A 19,439-nucleotide genomic window follows, 5' to 3' on the forward strand; every position below is an offset into this window, starting at 1 on the left:
GTGGGGCAGGACGCGTTGGGCGTGCAGGGGGTGTTGGGAATACTGGGAGTACCGGGAGCGCCGGAAGCACCGGAAGCACCAACCCGGGCGCCATCCCGCCGGAGGCCGACGAAGCGGCACACGCCGCACTCCGCGGCGCCCTCCTGCCACGCCGCCTGCCCGCGCCCGCCGCGATCTTCGCCGCCGTCGCCGCCGATTTCGAACCGCTGCCGCCGATCCCGTTCGCCGTCTCCGTGCCGGGCGGCCCGACCTTGCCCGACGCGGCCTGGCGGCGGCTCGGCAACCGCCTGCGCGCACGCGGCGCGGCCGCGCCGTCGGGCTATGGCGACACGCGCGGCGTCGGCCTGCTGCGCGAGGCGATCGCCGACTACGTGCGCCGTTCGCGCTCGGTGCGCTGCGACGCCGCCCAGGTGATCGTCACCACCGGCACCCAGCAGGGCCTGTATCTGGCCTGCCAGGTGCTGCTCGACGCCAGCGACCGCGCCTGGATCGAGAACCCGGCGTATCGCGGCATCACGGCGATCCTCGAAAGCACCGGACGGCGCGACGCGATCGTGCGCGTGCCGGTGGATGCGGAAGGGCTCGACGTCGACGCCGGCCGCCGCCTCGCGCCCGACGCGCGCGCGGCGTTCGTCACGCCGTCGCATCAATATCCGCTCGGCATGCCGTTGAGCGTGAGCCGCCGCGAGGCGCTGCTCGACTGGGCGCGCACGCACGACGCGTGGATCGTCGAGGACGACTACGACAGCGAACTGCGCTACGCCGGCCATCCGTTCCCGGCGATGCAGGGGCTGGACCCGGCGCGGGTGGTGTATCTGGGCACGTTCAGCAAGATCCTGTTTCCGTCGCTGCGGCTCGGCTATGCGATCGTGCCGCCCGATCTGGTGGCGGCGTTTCGCGGCGCGCGCGTGCTGATGGACCGCCATCCGCCCGAGGCCGACCAGCATGTGCTGGCCGCGTTCATGGGCGAGGGGCATCTCGACCGCCATATCCGGCGCGTGCGCGGCGTGTATGCGGCGCGGCGCGCGCGGCTGATCGAGACGCTCGACGCCGCGCTGCCGCCCGAGCTGGCCTGGCGCGAGCCGAGCGATCAGGGCATGCATCTGGTGCTGTGGCTGGCGGCCGGCTTCGACGATCGCCGGGTGGCCGCGCAGGCGCTGGAGGCCGGCGTGGCGGTGCGGCCCGTCTCGCCGATGTATGCGCCCGGCACGGCGCGGCCGGGGCTGGTGCTCGGCTTCGGCGGTTTCGACGACGCGCGCATGGAGGCGGCGGCGCGCACGCTGGCGGCGGTGATCGTGGCGGCGGGGCGCGAGGGAGCGGTGTGAGCGGTGTGAGGGCGCTATGGGCCGACGACGGGCAGGCAATGGATCGTTCGCTTTACGGCTCCGTGGCGTGTCCGCGTGATCATTCTTGTCGACCGGCCCGAAAAGCTCGCGACTGCGGAGCCTCGCTATTCGTCCGGCATGTTATCGGGCGCGCAGAGATTCATGGATTTCATCGCCACTGCGCCCGGCAGGTTCTCGCGCGGGATCAAGGAAAATGCGTTCCAGTCCGGCTCATCGACATACACCATGCCGTTTTTGCAACGCATGTGCGCCTGCTTGTTTCGACCGTCGCACGATGCGCCGTCAATCGCGCATCGTTGCCATTGCGGAATGACGCCGGCAGCCCGCAACGCGCCGCCCTCGGCCCGCGTGTAGGTGCGCACGTCGCGTGTCGCAATCGCCATGTACATGAAATCGACGTCCGCCATGACGGGCCGTGCGGCTTCGGCTTCTCGATAGTGCTCATGCAACTCGACCACGTACCGCGCGCCCGCGCCGAATAGCGCGGCGCCAATCAGCGCGGTGGCAACGGCAACGATGCGGCGTGGTTCGGACCCTGCGAAACGGGCGCACGCCAACCCGGCGACCGGGAAGATCAGCGCGATTGCCGCCCCCCAGGACAAAGCCATCGTCAAACCAGGGGTGGGGCAATCGAAACCGCATCCGGGGTTGCGATCGAAGGCGAGCAAGATCCGCGAAACAGCGATCGCGGTCACGCAACCCGCCACCGTGAAAAGGACAAACACCGACACCTTCCTCACTTGATCTCCCTAAAAAGTCGAAACCCTTGGCCCGAGCCGGTTATCGACGTTACCGGACTCTATCCAGGCTGGACGGATCGTGGCAGGAGGTGGATCAAGGCGAGCGCGGCGCGGAGATTTTTCGTCGTGGAGCGAACGCCGTTGCGCGACAGGCGTCTTTGCCGCAGCGCGGCGGCTTGGCTGGCGAATGCGCGGAGGCGGCACCCGCTTCTCCCCCTACCGCCCATCCCGCTGCCGATTCCCGAACGTCGGCAGCCGCCAGCCGAAATACAGCGACGACAGCCGGATCGCCACGCACGAGCCGATCGCCAGCCACGGCGCGAGCGTCGGCAGCCAGTTGGTGCGCAGCGACACCACCTCGACGGTCGCGCCGAACAGCGCGGCCAGCGCGTAGATCTCGCGCTGCAGGATCGCCGGCACGCGCGAGAGCAGCACGTCGCGGATCACGCCGCCGCCCACCGCGCTGAACATGCCGAGCAGGATCGCCACCTCGGCGCTCTCGCTGTAGGCCAGCGCCTTCTGCGCGCCGGCCACGGCGAACAGGCCCAGCCCGATCGCATCGAACAGCAGCACCGGGTAGCGCAGCTTCTTTACACGCTGGTAGGCGGCCACCGTCAGCGCGGCCGCCACCATCGACACCAGCAGATAGCGCCAGTTCGACAGCCCGGCCGGCGGCACCGCGCCGATGCAGACGTCGCGTACGATGCCGCCGCCGCACGCCACGATGAACGTGACGAACACCACGCCGAACAGGTCGAGCCGCCGCTGGCGCGCGGCCACCGCGCCGCTGATGGCGAACACGAAGGTGCCGGTCAGGTCCAGCAGCGTATAGGCGACGTGGCCGTTCATGCGCGGCGCGCACGCACGATGCGGCGCGGCTGGCGGGACGGCGGAAGGGCGGGGCGGCAGGGAGGAAGCAGCGTCATCGTCGATCGGGAGCGGAGCACGGTCACGATGATAGGCAGATCGCGGAAAACCGCAACCGGCGCGGCGCGTCAGCCGCCCTGCAGCGCCTTGCGGAACGCGGTGGGCGTGGCGCCGTGCGCGTCGCGGAAGCGGTGGCTGAAGTGCGCGGCGTTCGCGTAGCCGCATTGCGCGGCCACCTGCGCGAGCGGCAGCACGGTGGTGCGCAGCAGCGCGCGCGCGCGGGCCAGCCGCTGCTCGGCGATCCACGCGTGCGGCGGCGCGCCGAACGAGATTCGGAACATCCGCACGAAATGGTATTCCGATAGCGCGGCCAAGTCGGCCAGCTCGCCGAGCGTGACGGGCTGGTCGAGCATCGCATCGATGTAGTCGCGCACGCGCCGCCGCACGGCCGGCGCCAGCCCGCCCGTGTGCATCACGCCGGTTCGCATCACGCTTTGCCCGCGCAGCAGCCCGCTCAATACCTCGTGCGCGGTTTCGTTGACGCGCAGGCGGCCGTCCACGTCGTCCCAGCGCTCGTTGAGCAGCGAGCGGCACTGCTCGGCGATGCGCGGATCCTCGAAATAGGTGCGATCGGCCAGCTCCAGCTCGCGCGGCTCGCGATCGAGTTCGCGCACGGCGCGGCGCGTGAAGTGCTCGGGCAGGAAGTACAGGTGCATGAAATGCATCTGGCCGCGCACCCACCAGCGCGATTCGTGGTCGCCGGGCAGCGCGCACAGCCGGCTCGGCGCGCCGTAGCGGCCCGGCAGCTTCTGCCGCTCGGTGCGGTAGCCGCCCGCCACGTAGCACGACAGCGTGTGGTGGCCGGGGTTGTCGTAGGCCGTTTCCGCCACCTCGGTCTCGCGCGTCCATTCGGCGATCGCGAGGTGATCGCCGAGCCACGCAAAGCGCTGCAACCGCGCATCGGCATCGGCCAGCGTGCGGCACACCGATTGCAGCCCGAACGGCAAGTCCGCCGCGCTGGCCAGTTCGGCGGCGGAGGCGGGCGGGGCGGCGAGGATCGGCGGGCTGACGGGCTTCATGGGCGCAGTATAGGGTCGCGCGGGGTTGCGCGCGCGCGTGCACGGCACGCTGTCGCGCAAAGACAGCAATTCCGGACAAGTGGCCCGGCCCGGCGGGCGGCACAGTGGTCATCCGGGGCGATCCGGCGCCGAAGCCTTCGGCCGGCCCCCGGCAACGCCAGCCAACCTCACGCCGCCTTGCCATGAATCTTCTGCTTTATGCCGTCACCGTGCTGATCTGGGGCACCACCTGGATCGCGATCAAATGGCAGCTCGACAGCGTGCCGCCGCCGATCTCGATCGCCTGGCGCTTCTGGATCGCCGCCGCCTTGCTGTTCGTGGTGCTGCGCGCGCTGCGCCGGCCGATCATGCCGCCGCGCGAGGCCTGGCGCTTCCTGGTCGCGCAGGGGCTGGCGCTGTTCTGCCTGAACTTCCTGTGCTTCTACTACGCCGAGCGCGTGGTGCCGAGCGGGCTGGTGGCGGTGGTGTTCTCGATCGCGCCGCTGCTCAACGCGATCAACGGCCGGCTGTTCCTGGGCCGCCCGCTGCAACCCACCGCGATCGCCGGGGCGCTGCTCGGGCTGGCCGGTATCGGCTGCCTGTTCTATCAGCAGATGGCCGGCCACCTCGGCGACGCGGCCACCTGGCGCGGCCTCGCGATCGCGCTGGGCGGCACGCTGTGCTTCTCGACCGGCAGCCTGCTGTCGAGCCGGATGCAGGCGATCGGCCTGCATCCGCTGATGACCAACAGCTGGGCGATGCTGATCGGCGCTTCGGCGCTGACGATCGGCTCGGCCGTCGCCGGCCTGTCGTTCGTGCCGGAGATGACGCCGCGCTACCTCGGCGCGCTGACCTATCTGGCCGTGCCAGGCTCGGTGATCGGCTTCACGTCGTATCTGATGCTGGTGGGCCGGATCGGCCCGGAGCGGGCGGCCTATTGCACGGTGCTGTTTCCGTTCGTGGCGCTGACCGTCTCGACGATCTTCGAGAGCTACCGCTGGTCGCCGCTCGCGGTGCTCGGGCTGGCGCTGGTGGTGGCCGGCAACCTGGTGGCATTCGACCTGACGCGCCGGGTGTTCGCGCGGCGGCGCTGCGTGGCGTGAGGGGGTAAGGGCGCGCCGGCGGTTTTCGAGCCGGCGGGTCGGCTCGCTCTGCCGCGCCTCATCGGGCGTCACGACGCTTCACCGCACTGCATCGGGCCTCGTCGCGCTTCACCGCACCGATTGCGGCGGCTGCGCCGACGGTGCCGACGGTGCCCACGGTGCCGACTGCGCCGACTGCGCCGACTGCGCCAACTGCGCCAACTGCGCCAACTGCGCCAACTGCGCTCGCAGCGTCCACCGCGCTCACAGGCCTACCAGCCCACCAGGCTCACCAAGCCCACCAAGCCCACCGCGCTTCACCCCACCGGCCGGCACCGCTGCATCGCCTCGAAGAACGCCGCGACGAGCCGGCTCTCGCGCCGCTCGCGCAGGCAGCACACATGGATATGCGTGCTGACCGGATCGCCCTCGATGCGCACCGGCCGCAGCCGCGCCGCGTCGGGCACGTACTCGGACACCGACACCGTGCCCACCCCCAGCCCGCGCGCCACGGCCTCGCGCAGCGCCTCGCGGCTGCCGATCTCCATCGCGATGCGCGGCGTCGCGCCGATACGCGCCAGCGCATCCTCCAGCGCGCGCCGCGTGGTCGAGCCGGGCTCGCGCATCAGCAGCGGCGCGCCGGCCAGTTCCGCCAGCGTGATCGCCTCGCGCGCCGCGAACGGATGCGCCACGCCCACGAACGCGATCACCGGGTAGCTCGCATACGGCGTCATCTCGTAGCGCTCGTCGCTGAACGGCCGCGCGATCACGCCGACGTCGCAGGCGTAATCGTCGAGGTCGTTCAGGACGCTCTCCGAATTGCCGAGCGTGACCGCCAGTTGCATGCGCGGGTGCGCGGTGTGAAACGCCTCGATCATCTCGGTCACATGGAACGGGCTGACCGCGCCGATCCGCAGCACGCCGCGCGTGAGCTCGCCGCTGTCGTGCAGCAGCGAGCGCGCGTCGTTCTCCAGCCCGTTGATCTGCCGCGCCAGCGGCAGGAAATCCAGCCCCACCGCCGACAGCTCCACGCGCCGCCCCCGCCGATGGAACAACTGCACGCCGTGCTCCTGTTCGAGCGCCTGCACCTGCGAGGTGACGGTGGTCTGGCTGGTGGCGAGCGCGCGGGCCGCCGCCGTGAAGCCGCCGTGCTGGACCACGGCGAGGAAAGCGCGAATCTGGGTCAGGGTCATCGATCGATACGGAAGTTCGGACTGTCGGATTGAAAACAGGGACGGACGGCGCAGGCGATTTCGGCGATCTTTCTCGATCCACCCCTTATTTCAAGGGATTGTCCCGCAAGCATCGCGCATCGGACCCAAACCGGCCCGAAACCCTTGCACCGCCTGACTGTTCGACCATCGAACCGGAATCCAACGATTTTTCCGATGGATCGATTCGGTTGAACCGGGTATTTCGATCATGGACGAGTCATGTTGCAAAACTATGCTGGCGTCCGTGATCCACTTCCCCCCGGAGCCGAGCATGCTGCAACGATCCGTCAGCCTCGATACCCCCGCCGCGAATCGCGCCCAGCGCGCCTATCGCGGCCCCGTCACCACCGCGATCTTCGACTGGGCCGGCACCGTGCTCGATTTCGGCTGCCTCGCGCCCGTGCATGCGTTCCGCGAGGTGTTCGAGGCGGCGGGCGTGCCGATCAGCGAGGCGCAAGCGCGCGCGCCGATGGGCGCGGCCAAGCGCGAGCACATCGAGCTGATCCTGGAAGATCCGGCCGTGCAGTCGCGCTGGCGCGCGGCGTTCGGCGCGGCGTCCACCGACGCCGACATCGACCGGCTCTACGCCGCGTTCCTGCTGGCCGACGAGCGCAACGTCGAGCGCTACAGCGCGCTGATCCCCGGCGCGCTCGACACCATCGCCACGCTGCGCGCGCGCGGCATCCGCATCGGCAGCACCACCGGCTACCCGCGCGAAGTCATGAACAACCTGCAGCCGCTGGCCGAGCGCCACGGCTACCGCCCCGACCACTGCTGCACCGTCAGCGACGTGGCGCGCGGCCGCCCGTACCCGGACATGTGCCTGGCCAATGCGCTGGCGCTCGGCGCGCCCGACGTGCGCAGCTGCGTGGTGGTGGACGACAGCCCCACCGGCCTCGAATCGGGCCTCGCGGCCGGCATGTGGACGGTGGGCATCGCCGCGAGCGGCAACGAGGTGGGCCTGTCGCTCGACGCCTGGCAGGCGCTCGACGCCGCCGGCCGCGACGCGCGCGTCGGCCCAGCCCGCGAGCGCCTCGCGCAGACGGGCGCGCACTACGTGATCGACAGCATCGCCGACCTGCCGGTGGTGATCGACGCGATCGGCGAACGCCTCGCGGCCGGGGAACACGCGTGATGAGCTGGCAATTCCACAACCCGGTGCGGGTGCGCTTCGGCGTCGATACGCTCGACGCGATCGGCAGCGTGCTGGCCGGCCGTCCTTACGCGATCGTCACGTACCCGGGCCAGCCGTTCGTCGCGCTGTGCGAACGGATCGAGCGGCTCGCCGGGCCGGCGCTGCTGCGCATCGACAACGTCGAGGCCAACCCTTCCGTGACGATGCTGCGCACGGCCTGCGATGCGTTGTCCGGGCTCGCCGCGCTGCCCGAGACGCCGGCCGTGCTGGTGGCGCTGGGCGGCGGCTCGGTGATGGACACGGCCAAGGTGCTGGCCGCCGAGCATGGCCGGCTCGACCCGGTGCTGGCCTGGATCGAGGATGGCCGCACGCGCGTCGCCTCGCGTGCGCTGCCGATCGTGGCGATTCCCACCACGTCCGGCACCGGCAGCGAAGTGACGTCGTGGGCCACGGTGTGGGACCCGGCGCGCGACCGCAAGCTCTCGCTCGCCCGCGACGATCTCTATCCGGAAACGGTGCTGGTCGATCCGCGCCTGGTGGCGGGCCTGCCCCCCGAGCCGACGCTGGCCAGCGGGCTCGACGCGCTGTCGCACGCGCTCGAAAGCCTGTGGAACATCAACGCGAACCCGGTCACGCGCGGCCTGGCCGTGGAGGCGGCCCGCGAGATTCTCACGGCGCTGCCGCGCGTGATGGCCGCGCCCGGCGATCTGGCGGCGCGCTCGGCGATGGCGCTCGGCGCGCTGCGCGCCGGCCTGGCGTTCTCGAACACGCGCACCGCGCTGGCCCACAACATTTCGTACGCGATCACGCTGCGGCACGGTGTGGCGCACGGTGTGGCCTGCTCGTTCTGTCTGCCGGCCGTGATGCGCTCGGCGCTCGGCGCCGATCCGGCTTGCGACCGCGCGCTGGCCGAGGTGTTCGGCACGCTCGAGGGCGCGCCGGCCCGGCTGGAAGCGTGGCTCGACGCGCTCGGCGTGGCGTGCCACCCGGCCGCCTACGGCCTCGACGCCCACGCATGGCAGGACCTGGTTGCGAACGCCTTCGACGGCGCGCGTGGCCGCAATTTCATCGGCGCGCCGGCGCGCTTCCCGCAATTCGACTTCACGCAGGCGGCGCAGCCCGCGCTCGCCTCGTGAATCGTCAGGAGAACTTCATGACTACGCCTCAATCCGTCAGGACCGACGCGCTGTCGCGTCTCGACAACATGCCGTGGACCCGCTTCCACACGCTGCTGGTGGCCGCGCTCGGGGTGGGCTGGGCGCTCGATTCGTTCGAGACCAACATCATCGGCAGCGTGTTCGGCATGCTCAAGGGCCAGTGGCACCTCAGTTCGGCGCAAGGCTCGCTGGCCGTGACGATCTGGGTGTTCGGCATGCTGGTGGGCGCGATCGCGTTCGGCTACCTGGCCGACCGCTTCGGCCGCAAGCGGCTGTTCCTCGCCACGCTGCTCTGGTACGCGTGCTTCAGCGTGCTGACGATCTTTTCCTGGAACTACGAATCGTTCCTGTTCTTCCGCGCCATGACGGCGCTCGCGGTGGGCGGCGAGTATTCGGCGGTGACCGCGACGATGGGCGAATTCATTCCGCGCGGCCATCGCGGCAAGACCGATTCGCTGATCCTGTCGGGCTTTCCGGTGGGCGCGCTGCTGTCGGCCGCGATCTCGTACTTCGTGCTGAACCACCTGCCGGCCGATGTGGCGTGGCGCGTGGGCTTCGGGCTGGGCACCACCATGGCGCTGCTGTTCTTCTGGATTCGCCGCGTGATTCCCGAATCGCCGCGCTGGCTGCTGCAACAGGGCCGCACCGCCGAGGCCGAGGCGATCGTCGGCCGGATCGCGGCCAGCGCCGAGCGCGCCGGCACCTCCGCCGCCGATCTCGATCAGGCGCGCCGACGCTACGAGCCGGCGCCCTACACGCCGTCGCGGCCCGCGTTCTGGCGCAACGTGCGCGAGCTGTTCGGCACCTACCGGCTGCGCTGCGGCCTCGCCAGCGCGCTGAATTTCTCGCAGGCGGCGGTGGTGTATGGCGTGCTGTCGCTGATGGCGCTGGTGATCCTGCCGTACATGAAGGTGCCGGCCGCCGACATGTCGCTGTACTACGTGTACGGCAACGTCGCCGCGCTGCTCGGCGGGCTGTGCGCGTCGGTGCTGGTGGAGGCGTGGGGGCGGCGCGTGTCGCTGCTGGTCAGCTACAGCTTCACGACGGCCGCGATCGTGCTGATCTACCTGATGCACACGCTGCCGGGCATGGTGCTCGGCTACTGCCTGATCCAGTTCGGCGTGACCTGGGCCTATATCTCGGGCTACGTGGTGTCGTCGGAAGTGCTGCCGACGCGGATTCGCGCCACGGGCCTCGGCGTGTCGGTGGCGGTGGGCCGGGTGGGCGCGATGGTCGCGCCGCTGATGCTGACCAACGTGTACGCGCTCACCGGCACGCCGTCGGCGGCGCTGATCGGGCTGCTGCTGCTCGCGCTGCCGGGGCCGCTGGCCGCGCTGCTGTGGATGGTGAACGGGCGCGAGACGCGCAATGTTTCGCTGGAAGAGGGCAGTGCCGATGGCGGCTCGGCCGATGCGGCGCACTGGAATGCGCGTCCGGCGGTGGTGCAGTGAGGGGGTGAGTTACCGGCCGGGGCGGATGCGCCGGTCGATTCAACCGCCCAAGCCCTTCAAGCCCCCCCAAGCCCCTCAAGCCGAAGCCGATTCCCGCGCCCCGTCGAATTCCGCGCGCGCCGCGATCACCTTCTCCTGGTTGTCCTCGGTCCAGCGCAGCAGCACGTGGAGCGCGCCGAACATCGATTCGCCGAGTTCGGTCAGGCTGTATTCGACGCCGGGCGGCTTGGTGGGGAACACCTCGCGGTGCACGTAGCCGTCGCGCTGCAACTCCTGCAACGTCTGCGTCAGCATGCGCTGGGAAATGTCCGGCACCAGCCGGCGCAGCTCGCCGAAGCGGTACGGGCGCTCGGCCAGCGCCATCATCAGCAGCGAGCTCCAGCGGCTGGCGATCACGTTCAGCAGGTCGCGCACCGGGCAATCGGAGATCGACCCCAGCGTGACGCGCATCTCGTCGAGTTTGGCCTGCAACGCACTGGCCGATTTGGGGGTGGTTCCCATTAGGTAACTATCTCCTGAAAAACTGCCTTCTTTACGGCGCACCGCCGAAGCCCGATTATCGAGGCACTCTCGATTTGAGAGCAACTCTCGAAATGAGGCTGTCTCATGAGCAACACGATTTTCGTTACCGGCGCGGCCGGGCAACTCGGCAAGCTGGTGATCCAGAAACTGCTCGCGCGCGGCGTGGCGCCGGCACGCATCGTCGCCGGTTCGCGCGATCCGCAGAAGCTCGCCGACCTGACGGCACAAGGCGTGGCCGTGCGCCGCGCCGATTTCGAGGATTCGGCCGGCCTGGCCGAGGCGTTCGCGGGCGTGGGCACGGTGCTGATCGTGTCCACCGACGCGCTCGACGGCGCCGGCACGCGCCTGAAGCAGCACCGCAACGCGGTGGCGGCAGCGGCGGCGGCCGGTGTGGGCCGGATTGCCTACACGTCGCTGCCGAACCCGGAAAGCTCGCTGATCACGTTCGCGCCGGATCACGCCGGCACCGAGCACGCGATCCGCGAAACGGGCCTGCCGCACCTGATCTTCCGCAACAACTGGTATCAGCAGAACCTGCTCATGTCGCTGCCGCATTCGCTGCAGGGCGGCCAGTGGTATTCGGCCGCGCAGGGCGGGCGGATCGCCTACGCGGCGCGCGAGGAGATGGCCGAGGCGATCGCCGCGGGGCTCGACACGCCGGTAGCGGAGAGCCGGATCTACACGCTGACCGGGCCGCAGGCGCTGACCACCGCCGAGGTGGCCGAACTGGCCGCGAAGGCCACCGGCAAGCCGCTCGCCGTGGTGCGCGTGGACGATGCGCAACTGGCCGCCGGGCTCAAGGGCGCGGGCCTGCCCGACGGGCTGATCGCGATGCTGGTGTCGATCGATGCGGAGACGCGGGCCGGCAATCTGTCGATCGTTACCGATCACCTGGAAACGCTGATCGGCCGCGCGCCGCAGACGCTGGCGCAGTACTTCGACGCCAACAAGGCCGATTACCTCGGCTGATCGCGGCGTACGCGGCGGCAGGGCGGGGAAGCGGGCGGCGCGTTGCCGTTGCTTTCCTCGCCGTGCGCGGCCGCGTGTTTCTTGCCTTTCGCGCTTTCCGCGCCCGCTGCGCTTTTTGCGCCTGCTGTGCTTTCCAGGCCTGCTGCGCTTTTCACGCCCGCTGCGTTTTCCAGGCCCGCTGCGCTTTCCGCGTCCGCCGCGCTTTTTGCACCCCCTTCGTTTCCCCCGCCTGCTGCACGCTCCACACCTTCCGAGCTTTCCACGCCCCCAGCGCCCCCAGCGTTTCCCGCACCCTCCACCCCAAATCGCTCGACCATGAAGTCGATGAAGCTGCGCAGCTTCGGCGAGGTCTGCCGTTCGCGCAGATACAGCAGGTTCAGCGCGCGATCGGGCGCGGCGAACCCCGGCAGCACTTTCACCAGCCGCTTCGTGCGCAAATCCTCGGCCACCAGCATCTCGGGCAGCATCGCGATGCCGAGGCCGCGCAGGATCGCGCGCCGCAACGCCTCCGAATTGTCGATCTTCAGGCGGCCGTCGACGGGCACGCTGATGCGCTCCGACTCGCCGTCGCGCGCGTGCAGCACCCATTCCGGCTGCGCCGCGTACCACTCCGAGCGCGGTGGATACGCGTAGCTCAAACACTGATGCGCGGCGAGATCGGCCGGGGCGGCCGGCGCGCCATGCGCCTCCAGATACGCCGGCGACGCGCACAGCACCAGCCGGTAAGGCCGCAGCGGCCGCGCCACCAGATCGGGATTGCCGAGCGTGCCGATGCGGATCGCCGCCTCGAAGCCGTCGTCGATCAGGTCCGACAGCGAGTCGGTCACCACGATCTCCAGCTTCACCTCGGGATAGCGCGCGCAGTAATCGGCGATCACCGGCATCAGCGATTCGTTGCTGAACACCACCGGCGCGGTCACGCGCAGCCGCCCGCGCGGCACGGCCAGATGATCGAGCGCGAGCCGCTCCGAATCGCCGACCAGGCCGAGGATCTCGATGCAGCGCTCGTAGTACGCCTGACCGAACGCGCTGGGTTGCTGCTTGCGCGTGGTGCGGTGGATCAGGCGCGCGCCGAGCCGCGCCTCCAGGGCGTTGAGGTGGTTGCCGATCATCGTCGGCGAGAGATCGCAGGCCACCGCCGCCGCCGTCAGGCTGCCGGTTTCCACCACGCGCACGAATACGGTCATCGCTTTGAGCAGGTCCATTCCGCAAATAATAGTGGGTTCTGTTGTTATCCGGCGGTGGTTTATCAAGTCTGGCTTGCGCAATACAGTTCGCGGCATTGCCTTCTCCCGCACGGTGTCCTCATGTCTGCTTCCGCTTGCGCGCCGGCCCGCGCGTTCCGGCCCCGCCTGGCGCTGTTCGCCACCAGCCTCGGCTTCGTGATGATCTGCCTCGATGTCACGGTGGTGAACGTCGCGCTGGGCCGCATGCGCGACGGCCTCGGCCTCGATTCGAGCGCGCTCGAATGGGTGGTCAACGCCTACACGCTGGCGTTCGCGAGCCTGCTGCTGTCCACCGGCGCGCTGGCCGACCGCTTCGGCGCGCGGCGCGTGTTCGTGGCCGGCTTCGCGGTGTTCACGCTGGCGTCGATCGGCTGCGGGCTGTCGGGCGGCGCGGTCATGCTGATCGCGTCGCGGTTGTTGCAGGGCGTGGGTGCGGCGCTGTGCGTGCCGTCGTCGCTGGCGCTGCTCGGCGCGGCGTTTCCCGAGCCGCGGGCGCGCGCCCGGGCCGTCAGCATCTGGGCCGGCACCGCCGCGCTGGCGCTCGGCGCGGGGCCGCTGGTGGGCGGCGTGCTGGTGGCCGGCTTCGGCTGGCCGGCGATCTTCCTGATCAACGTGCCGGTGGGCATCGCCGGGATCTGGCTGACGCTCGCGCACGCGCCCGACACCGAGCGGCACGCGTCGCGCCACCTCGATCTCGCGGGGCAGGCGCTGGCCGTGGTGGCGTTGGCCGCGCTGACCTACGCGCTGGTCGAAACCGGCCGGCTCGGCTGGCGCAGCGCGCCGGTGCTGACCGGCTTCGCCGTGGCGGCGGTGGGCGGCGCGCTGTTCGTGGCGGTCGAGGCGCGCCAGGCGCAGCCGTTGATGCCGCTGTCGCTGTTCGGCCATGCCGCGATGCGGGTCAGCGCGATCGTCGGCTTGGTCGCCAACTTCGGCTATTACGGGCTGATGTTCGCGATGAGCCTGTTTTTCCAGGGCGTGCGTCACGATTCGCCGCTCGATACCGGGCTCGCATTCCTGCCGATGACGGCCGTGGTGACCGTCGCGAACCTGGCTTCGGGCGCGCTGACCGCGCGGCTCGGCTATCGCGTGCCGATGGTGGCGGGGCAGGCGCTGGCCGCGCTCGGCTACTTCCTGCTGGTGCGCGTGCACGCCGACAGCGGCGCGCTGACGGTAGCCCTGCCGATGCTGGCGGTGGGCGTGGGCACGGCGTTGGTGGTGCCGTCGATCAATACGGCCGTGCTGGCGCAGTTCGGCGCGTCGCGGATCGGCATGGCGTCGGGCGTGCTCAATACGGCGCGCCAGATCGGCGGGGTAGTGGGCGTGGGGGTGTTCGGCGCGCTGGTGCGGCCGGAACTCGGCGACCTGACCGGTGGCCTGCATGCGGCGGCCGTCGTGGCCGGCGTGCTGACGCTGGGTGGCATGCTGATCGCGTGGGTGGGGTTGCGGCCGGCGAGAGCGACGGCGGCGAGTTGTGGGGCTTGAGCGTTGAGTTTGGGTGGTTGGCGGGGCGATTGATGCGCGGTGAATCGGCCGCCCCGCAGCGTCTCCCTCAACTCAAACCTGCGCCTCCGCGCGCGCATCGAACGCCGCGCGCGCCGCATCGACCTGATCGAGATGCTGAAGCGTCCACGAATACAGCGCCTTGAACGGCCCCTGCAGCGAGCGCCCGAGCGGCGTGATCTCGTATTCCACCGCCACCGGCGAGCTGGGGATCACCGTGCGCGAGACCAGCCCGTTGCGTTCGAGCCGGCGCAGGCATTGCGTCAGCGCCTTCTGCGTGACGCCTTCGAGATGCCGCTTGATCGCGTTGAAGCGCAGCGGCCCGGCGTCGAGCACGGTCAGGATCATCATCGACCACTTGTCGGCGATCTGGTCGAACAGGATGCGGCTCGGGCAATCCACGGAAAACGTGTAGCGATCGCAGGTGATGGGCATGGTTTCCTCGAAGATACCTAGGCTAATTAAAGTGCGTAATTGACACCAGGTTTCCGGAATATACCATCGTGGTTCGTTCATTCACGGAGCTTTACATGTCGCTTTCGACTTCCGATGTCCTGTTCCAGCCGTTTTCCGTCGGGTCGCTGACGCTGCCGAACCGCATCGTGATGGCGCCGATGACGCGCTCGTTCGCGCCGGAAGGCATCCCCGGGCCGTCGAACGCCGCTTATTACCAGCGACGCGCCGAGGGCGGCGTGGGCCTGATTCTGTCCGAGGGCACGGTGGTGGATCGCCCCGCGTCGCGCAACGATGCGGGCATCCCGTTCTTCCACGGCGAGCGCGCGCTGGCCGGTTGGCAGGGCGTGATCGACGCCGTGCACGGCGCGGGCGGCAAGATGGGGCCGCAGTTGTGGCACACCGGCGCGGTCAAGAGCTTCATGACCGACTGGGTGCCCGAGGCGCCGGTGGAAAGCCCGTCGGGCCTCGACGCGCCCGGCGTGGAGCGCGGCGTCGCGATGCGCGATGCCGACATCGCCGACACCATCGCCGCGTTCGCCAAGGCGGCCGGCGCGGCCAAGCGGCTCGGCTTCGACACCATCGAGCTGCACGGCGCGCACGGCTATCTGATCGATCAGTTCTTCTGGGCCGGCACCAACCATCGCACCGACGCCTACGGCGGCCCGAGCATCGGCGAGCGCGCACGCTTCGCGGCCGAGATCATCGCGGCGGTGCGTGCCGAAGTGGGCGCGGGCTTCCCGATCGTGATCCGCCTGAGCCAGTGGAAGCAGCAGGACTACACCGCGCGCCTCGCGCCCACGCCGAACGAGATGGCGCAGTGGCTCGAACCGCTGGTGGCCGCCGGCGCGGACGTGCTGCACTGCTCGCAGCGCCGCTTCTGGGAGCCGGAGTTCCCCGATGTGGACGGCGAGCACGGCCTCAATTTCGCGGGCTGGGCCAAGAAGCTGACGGGCGCGGCCACCATCAGCGTCGGCTCGGTCGGGTTGTCGGGCGATTTCATGGGCGCGTTCGGCGGCGAAAGCTCGACCAGCGTGGGGCTGCAATCGCTGCTCGAACGCATGGCGCGCGACGAGTTCGACCTGATCGCGGTGGGCCGCGCGCTGCTGACCGATGCGCAATGGGCCAACAAGGTGCGCTCGGGCGAGGGCGAGCTGCGCGGGTTCGCGCCGGCTTCGCTCGGCGAACTGGTGTAACGCGGTAACGGCGTGGGCCTCGCTGGCGGGCGCGGGTTGGCACGAGCGGTGCGAGTTGGCGTTCCTGGCGAAATCTGGTTAGCCAGCGGTGACGCCATGCAACGGCCCAGCCGCGGACGAGCATGTCGAACCTGAATTCCGATATGCCGCGTCGAGCCCTACGGGGCCGGCTCGTTTCGCGGCTGTTCCCGCGCCGTTCCTTTCTCTACGCGGGTGGCCCCGCCCGGCCTCGCGTTTGGTCCGCTGGCCGACCGCTTCGGCCGCAGGAAGGTCATTGCTCTTTCCGCGACGCTGATGAACAGCGGCGTGGCGAGCACCGACGCGATGTCGGATCAATGATGGCGACGAAATAGCGGGGTCGATGGACATCCATCGGATGTGCGGATTCGGCAGGCGGGGCGTGCAGTTTTGGCTATCGGGATTGGCGCGCACTTCGGGCCGACTGCACGGGTTCAGGAGAATCGAGCGTTGCATCCCGCTTCAATGCGCGAAACGCTTCCGGCTCCCACACCCGCATCGCCATCAGCAACGCCGTGCCGCGCTTTTCGGCCAACGGCGCATCGGCCGATTCGTCATGCAGCGCGGCCAGCTTCTTGCGCAGCCGCTGCATGTCGCCCTGCAATTGCGCGTAGGCGGCGGCCGTCAACATGCCGTGCGCGAAATCGAGCGTTTCGCCGCTCGCGTTGAAGCGGCTGCGCATGAAATCGGGCAGGCCTTGATGCACGAAGAACTGGCGGATCGGGCCATCCGGCAGCCAGTCGAAATCGCGCGCGACGAGCAGGCGGATGCGGTTGCCCGGCTTCACGCTGGCGAGGCCCATCCGGTCGAGCACGAGCAGATGCTTGATGCATTCGGCCTTCGACAGCCGATAGACCGCCACCATCTCCTCCAGCGACCAGTGATTGAGCGCGCACACAGTCACCAGCAGCAGCTTGTCGTTCGAGACGAGCTTCGCTTCCTGCTCGCGTGAAAGCTGGTGCAGGCGCGGCGTGGCCGCTTCGGCCTCTTGCAGCAGTTCTGCCATCGACAGGCCGAGCAGGCCGCAGAACTGCGCGAGCCGCTCGACGGTCAGGCGGCCGCCGGTGAGCAGCCGCTTCACGCTAGGCTCGGAAAGGCCGAGCGCATGCGCCGCGTCGCGATAGGTCAGCCCCGCCGCCTTGAGGCGCTGCTTGATGGTGACGATGAGCTGGGCGGTTTCGGTCATGAGGTATTGGAAATCGATACTCGGCGCATCATTTTATGCAGATTCCATCGAAATAAAATCGAAAAGCGCGACCTTGCACGACACTGCCCCGCACATCACAACGAGAGGAGGCCGATATGTCGGTCGAACGCGGGGCGGCCGGAATGAGCGTGGAGAGCGCAGAGCACGATTGGCGGATCGGCGACCTGGTGTTCATACGCGTGACGGCGCGGCCGTTTCTGGAGGTGTCGCGCGCTACGGATTCATGGACGAACCACGTGGGCGTGATCGTCGATTTCGGCTATGACGGCCCGCTGGTGGCGGAGAGCACGTTTCCGTTCGCGCGCGTCACGCCGCTGGCGCGTTTCCTGGGCCGCTCGGAACACGGGCGCTATGCGCTGGCGCGGCTCACGATGTCGCTCGACGCGGGGCATCGCGGCCGCTTGCGCGATGCGGTGCGCCGACGCTTGGGCGCGTTCTACGATACCGGCTTCAATCTCGATTCGCGCCGTCAGTTCTGCTCGCGATTCGTGCGCGAGGTGATCGGCGAGGCGACGCAGGTGCTGATCGGCGAGGTGGAAAGCTTCGCGTGCCTGCTGCGGCGCAATCCCGATCCGAAGCTGACGTTCTGGCGGTTCTGGTATTTCGGCCGGATTCCGTGGCAACGCAACACGGTGACGCCGGCGAGTTTGCTGAGGAGCCCATATTTACGGGTGGCGTTCGAAACGCCGTGTTCCGTTTAGGACTTCGACATCACCATGAGCGATATCAGCATCGACATTCCGTTTTATCTTCTGCTGCCGCTGTTCGGCTGCCTCTACTGGCCGGTCACGCTCGGGCTGGCCGTGGTACTGGGCTGGGCCGCCTTCAGGCTGCGAGGCCCCGCCCGCATGATCGCGGGTGGGGCCTCGTTGTTGCTGCTGGCCGATCTCGTGGCGGGGTGGATCTTGCTGGCCGTGAGTTAGCGTGTTTCCGCACACACCTGGAACGCGTGCTCCAGATCCGCGATCAGGTCGTCGCCGTGCTCCAGCCCCACCGAAATCCGGATCAGGCCTTCGCTCACGCCAGCCTTCTCGCGTGCAACGGCAGACACGCCCGAATGCGTCGTCGAGGCCGGATGACACACGAGCGATTCCGAGCCGCCCAGGCTCACGGCCGACTTGAACAGCCGCAGCGCATTGATGAAGCGGAACGCCTGCGCGCGCCCGCCGTTCAGCACGAACGCGAACGTCGAGCCGGCCCCCGTGCATTGACGCCGATACACGGCCTGATAGGCCGCGTCTTCGATGCACTCGGGATGGAACACGCTCACCGATTGATACGGATTCCCGACCAGCCAGCGCGCGACCTGGCTCGCCGTGCGGGTGGCCTGCGTCATGCGCAGCACCACGGTTTCCATCGAGCGCAGCAGCATCCACGACGAATGCGGGTCGAGCTGCGAGCCGAACGCGCCGCGAATCGAGCGCACCTTCGCGATCAGCGTCTTGCCGCCCGTCACGCCGCCCGCCACCAAGTCGCTGTGGCCGCCCACATATTTGGTCAGCGAATACACCGACAGGTCGATGCGGTGCGCGGCCGGCTTCTGGAAGATCGGCCCGAGCAGCGTGTTGTCGCACACCGAGATCGGGCGATAGCCGTGGCGCTGCTCGAAGGCGTCGATCTCGGCGGCCAGCGCGTCGAGATCGATCATCGAATTGGTGGGATTGGCCGGCGTTTCCACATGCACCAGGCGCACCGGGCCGGCCTGCGCGGCGGCTTCCAGCGCGTCGCGAATCGATTGCGCGTCGAGCCCGTTGTCGATGGCGTGTGCGCCCACGCCCCAGTCGGGGAAGATCTTCGAGATCAGCGTTTCGGTGCCGCCGTACAGCGGCGCGGATTGCACGAGCTGGTCGCCGGGCTTCAGGAACGCGAGGAACACGGTGGAGATCGCCGACATGCCGCTCGACGTCACGGCGGCCGCCTCGGAGCCGTCGAGCAGCGCGAGCCGATCTTCGACGATTTCCAGGTTCGGGTGATTGAAGCGGCTGTAGACGAGGCCGGCCGCCTCGCCCTCGGGCAGCGGTTTGCGGCCCGACACGATGTCGAAGAACGCCGCGCCGTCCTCGGCGGACCGGAACGCGAACGTGGAGGTGAGGAACACGGGCGGCTTGACCGCGCCTTCGGAGAGGAAGGGGTCGTAGCCGTACGACATCATCTGCGTTTCGGGGTGCAGCGGGCGACCGTTCAGATCCTTCTTGTGATAGTTCGAATACGCCATGGTGAGGCCTCGATCAGGAAGGGAAGAGCGCCGCCCGGTGCGTGCCCGTGGGTGCGGATAAGCGCCCGCGAGCACGCACCGGG

18 protein-coding genes and 1 pseudogene are annotated in these 19,439 nt (G+C 69.3%); 10 read left to right on the forward strand and 9 right to left on the reverse strand.

Annotation, left to right across the window (positions count from 1 at the left end):
• Nucleotides 1-1,325: MocR-like pyridoxine biosynthesis transcription factor PdxR (pdxR, locus tag ACYP33_RS25965; RefSeq protein ID WP_459624450.1), on the forward strand; the 1,325-nt coding region annotated here is incomplete at its 5' end.
• 125 nt (nt 1,326-1,450) lie between these two features.
• On the opposite strand, the gene ACYP33_RS25970 is transcribed toward pdxR, so the two are convergent.
• The 3 genes from ACYP33_RS25970 to ACYP33_RS25980 all read right to left on the reverse strand — a co-directional run bounded on the left by ACYP33_RS25970 (nt 1,451) and on the right by ACYP33_RS25980 (nt 4,032).
• A complete protein-coding gene (locus ACYP33_RS25970; RefSeq protein ID WP_459624451.1) occupies nt 1,451-2,071 on the reverse strand; it encodes a hypothetical protein in 621 nt (206 codons plus the stop codon).
• Nucleotides 2,072-2,302: 231 nt separating this feature from the next.
• A complete protein-coding gene (locus tag ACYP33_RS25975) occupies nt 2,303-2,935 on the reverse strand; it encodes a trimeric intracellular cation channel family protein (protein ID WP_414448937.1) in 633 nt (210 codons plus the stop codon).
• A gap of 146 nt (nt 2,936-3,081) precedes the next feature.
• Nucleotides 3,082-4,032 (reverse strand): helix-turn-helix domain-containing protein, encoded by a 951-nt coding sequence (locus ACYP33_RS25980; RefSeq protein WP_459624452.1) that lies wholly within the window; start codon nt 4,030-4,032, stop codon nt 3,082-3,084.
• A 182-nt stretch (nt 4,033-4,214) separates the two neighbouring features.
• Between ACYP33_RS25980 and ACYP33_RS25985 the strand changes: the two genes are divergently transcribed.
• Complete coding sequence (locus ACYP33_RS25985; RefSeq protein ID WP_459624453.1) at nt 4,215-5,114, forward strand: DMT family transporter; 900 nt, start codon at nt 4,215-4,217, stop codon at nt 5,112-5,114.
• 296 nt (nt 5,115-5,410) lie between these two features.
• Here the strand turns inward: ACYP33_RS25985 and ACYP33_RS25990 are convergent, their stop codons facing one another.
• Nucleotides 5,411-6,286, reverse strand: coding sequence for a LysR substrate-binding domain-containing protein (locus tag ACYP33_RS25990; protein ID WP_414448940.1), 876 nt, complete (start codon nt 6,284-6,286; stop codon nt 5,411-5,413).
• A 292-nt stretch (nt 6,287-6,578) separates the two neighbouring features.
• On the opposite strand from ACYP33_RS25990, the gene phnX reads away from it, so the two are divergent.
• From phnX to ACYP33_RS26005, 3 genes are read left to right on the forward strand one after another with little or no spacing between them, the layout of a single operon-like run.
• Nucleotides 6,579-7,442, forward strand: a complete 864-nt coding sequence (gene phnX, locus ACYP33_RS25995) for a phosphonoacetaldehyde hydrolase (RefSeq protein WP_459624454.1) — start codon at nt 6,579-6,581, stop codon at nt 7,440-7,442.
• A complete protein-coding gene (gene psrA / locus ACYP33_RS26000; RefSeq protein WP_459624455.1) occupies nt 7,442-8,578 on the forward strand; it encodes an iron-containing alcohol dehydrogenase PsrA in 1,137 nt (378 codons plus the stop codon). The genes phnX and psrA overlap by 1 nt, the downstream gene beginning before the upstream one ends.
• 17 nt (nt 8,579-8,595) lie before the next feature.
• On the forward strand, nt 8,596-10,050 hold the full coding sequence (locus ACYP33_RS26005; RefSeq protein WP_459624456.1) for an MFS transporter: 1,455 nt from the start codon (nt 8,596-8,598) through the stop codon (nt 10,048-10,050).
• 75 nt (nt 10,051-10,125) lie between these two features.
• Here ACYP33_RS26005 and ACYP33_RS26010 read toward each other — a convergent pair whose 3' ends face one another.
• On the reverse strand, nt 10,126-10,551 hold the full coding sequence (locus ACYP33_RS26010) for a winged helix-turn-helix transcriptional regulator (RefSeq protein ID WP_414440327.1): 426 nt from the start codon (nt 10,549-10,551) through the stop codon (nt 10,126-10,128).
• 105 nt (nt 10,552-10,656) lie between these two features.
• Between ACYP33_RS26010 and ACYP33_RS26015 the strand changes: the two genes are divergently transcribed.
• Nucleotides 10,657-11,541, forward strand: coding sequence for an SDR family oxidoreductase (locus ACYP33_RS26015; protein WP_459624457.1), 885 nt, complete (start codon nt 10,657-10,659; stop codon nt 11,539-11,541).
• A 287-nt stretch (nt 11,542-11,828) separates the two neighbouring features.
• Here the strand turns inward: ACYP33_RS26015 and ACYP33_RS26020 are convergent.
• A pseudogene (locus ACYP33_RS26020) lies at nt 11,829-12,746 on the reverse strand (LysR family transcriptional regulator); the annotation flags it as partial.
• A 102-nt stretch (nt 12,747-12,848) separates the two neighbouring features.
• Between ACYP33_RS26020 and ACYP33_RS26025 the strand changes: the two are divergent.
• Complete coding sequence (locus ACYP33_RS26025; protein WP_459624458.1) at nt 12,849-14,249, forward strand: MFS transporter; 1,401 nt, start codon at nt 12,849-12,851, stop codon at nt 14,247-14,249.
• A gap of 72 nt (nt 14,250-14,321) precedes the next feature.
• On the opposite strand, the gene ACYP33_RS26030 is transcribed toward ACYP33_RS26025, so the two are convergent.
• On the reverse strand, nt 14,322-14,702 hold the full coding sequence (locus tag ACYP33_RS26030; protein ID WP_459624459.1) for a winged helix-turn-helix transcriptional regulator: 381 nt from the start codon (nt 14,700-14,702) through the stop codon (nt 14,322-14,324).
• Between the two features lie 95 nt (nt 14,703-14,797).
• Between ACYP33_RS26030 and ACYP33_RS26035 the strand changes: the two genes are divergently transcribed.
• On the forward strand, nt 14,798-15,916 hold the full coding sequence (locus ACYP33_RS26035) for an NADH:flavin oxidoreductase (protein WP_459624460.1): 1,119 nt from the start codon (nt 14,798-14,800) through the stop codon (nt 15,914-15,916).
• Nucleotides 15,917-16,328: 412 nt separating this feature from the next.
• Here the strand turns inward: ACYP33_RS26035 and ACYP33_RS26040 are convergent, their stop codons facing one another.
• On the reverse strand, nt 16,329-17,120 hold the full coding sequence (locus ACYP33_RS26040; protein ID WP_459624461.1) for a helix-turn-helix domain-containing protein: 792 nt from the start codon (nt 17,118-17,120) through the stop codon (nt 16,329-16,331).
• A 116-nt stretch (nt 17,121-17,236) separates the two neighbouring features.
• Here ACYP33_RS26040 and ACYP33_RS26045 point away from each other — a divergent pair, with 116 nt between their 5' ends.
• Complete coding sequence (locus ACYP33_RS26045) at nt 17,237-17,842, forward strand: YebB family permuted papain-like enzyme (protein ID WP_459624462.1); 606 nt, start codon at nt 17,237-17,239, stop codon at nt 17,840-17,842.
• A 15-nt stretch (nt 17,843-17,857) separates the two neighbouring features.
• Nucleotides 17,858-18,064, forward strand: a complete 207-nt coding sequence (locus ACYP33_RS26050) for a hypothetical protein (protein ID WP_459624463.1) — start codon at nt 17,858-17,860, stop codon at nt 18,062-18,064.
• Here the strand turns inward: ACYP33_RS26050 and ACYP33_RS26055 are convergent.
• Nucleotides 18,061-19,356 carry a cystathionine gamma-synthase family protein gene (locus tag ACYP33_RS26055; protein ID WP_414448955.1) on the reverse strand — a complete coding sequence of 432 codons (1,296 nt, stop codon included), beginning with the start codon at nt 19,354-19,356 and terminating at the stop codon, nt 18,061-18,063. The genes ACYP33_RS26050 and ACYP33_RS26055 overlap by 4 nt on opposite strands.
• Nucleotides 19,357-19,439: the final 83 nt, after the last annotated feature.

The sequence above is a fragment of the Burkholderia sp. 3C genome (genome assembly GCF_054589155.1).

Bases quoted from the DNA above. Each gene is read 5' to 3' on its own strand.
- psrA (WP_459624455.1), top strand. From the start codon at position 7,442: ATGAGCTGGCAATTCCACAACCCGGTGCGGGTGCGCTTCGGCGTCGAT.
- ACYP33_RS26010 (WP_414440327.1), bottom strand. From the start codon at position 10,551: ATGGGAACCACCCCCAAATCGGCCAGTGCGTTGCAGGCCAAACTCGAC.
- ACYP33_RS26035 (WP_459624460.1), top strand. From the start codon at position 14,798: ATGTCGCTTTCGACTTCCGATGTCCTGTTCCAGCCGTTTTCCGTCGGG.
- ACYP33_RS26015 (WP_459624457.1), top strand. From the start codon at position 10,657: ATGAGCAACACGATTTTCGTTACCGGCGCGGCCGGGCAACTCGGCAAG.
- ACYP33_RS26045 (WP_459624462.1), top strand. From the start codon at position 17,237: ATGTCGGTCGAACGCGGGGCGGCCGGAATGAGCGTGGAGAGCGCAGAG.
- ACYP33_RS26025 (WP_459624458.1), top strand. From the start codon at position 12,849: ATGTCTGCTTCCGCTTGCGCGCCGGCCCGCGCGTTCCGGCCCCGCCTG.
- ACYP33_RS26030 (WP_459624459.1), bottom strand. From the start codon at position 14,702: ATGCCCATCACCTGCGATCGCTACACGTTTTCCGTGGATTGCCCGAGC.
- phnX (WP_459624454.1), top strand. From the start codon at position 6,579: ATGCTGCAACGATCCGTCAGCCTCGATACCCCCGCCGCGAATCGCGCC.
- ACYP33_RS25980 (WP_459624452.1), bottom strand. From the start codon at position 4,032: ATGAAGCCCGTCAGCCCGCCGATCCTCGCCGCCCCGCCCGCCTCCGCC.
- ACYP33_RS26040 (WP_459624461.1), bottom strand. From the start codon at position 17,120: ATGACCGAAACCGCCCAGCTCATCGTCACCATCAAGCAGCGCCTCAAG.
- ACYP33_RS26050 (WP_459624463.1), top strand. From the start codon at position 17,858: ATGAGCGATATCAGCATCGACATTCCGTTTTATCTTCTGCTGCCGCTG.
- ACYP33_RS25975 (WP_414448937.1), bottom strand. From the start codon at position 2,935: ATGAACGGCCACGTCGCCTATACGCTGCTGGACCTGACCGGCACCTTC.
- ACYP33_RS25990 (WP_414448940.1), bottom strand. From the start codon at position 6,286: ATGACCCTGACCCAGATTCGCGCTTTCCTCGCCGTGGTCCAGCACGGC.
- ACYP33_RS26055 (WP_414448955.1), bottom strand. From the start codon at position 19,356: ATGGCGTATTCGAACTATCACAAGAAGGATCTGAACGGTCGCCCGCTG.
- ACYP33_RS25985 (WP_459624453.1), top strand. From the start codon at position 4,215: ATGAATCTTCTGCTTTATGCCGTCACCGTGCTGATCTGGGGCACCACC.
- ACYP33_RS26005 (WP_459624456.1), top strand. From the start codon at position 8,596: ATGACTACGCCTCAATCCGTCAGGACCGACGCGCTGTCGCGTCTCGAC.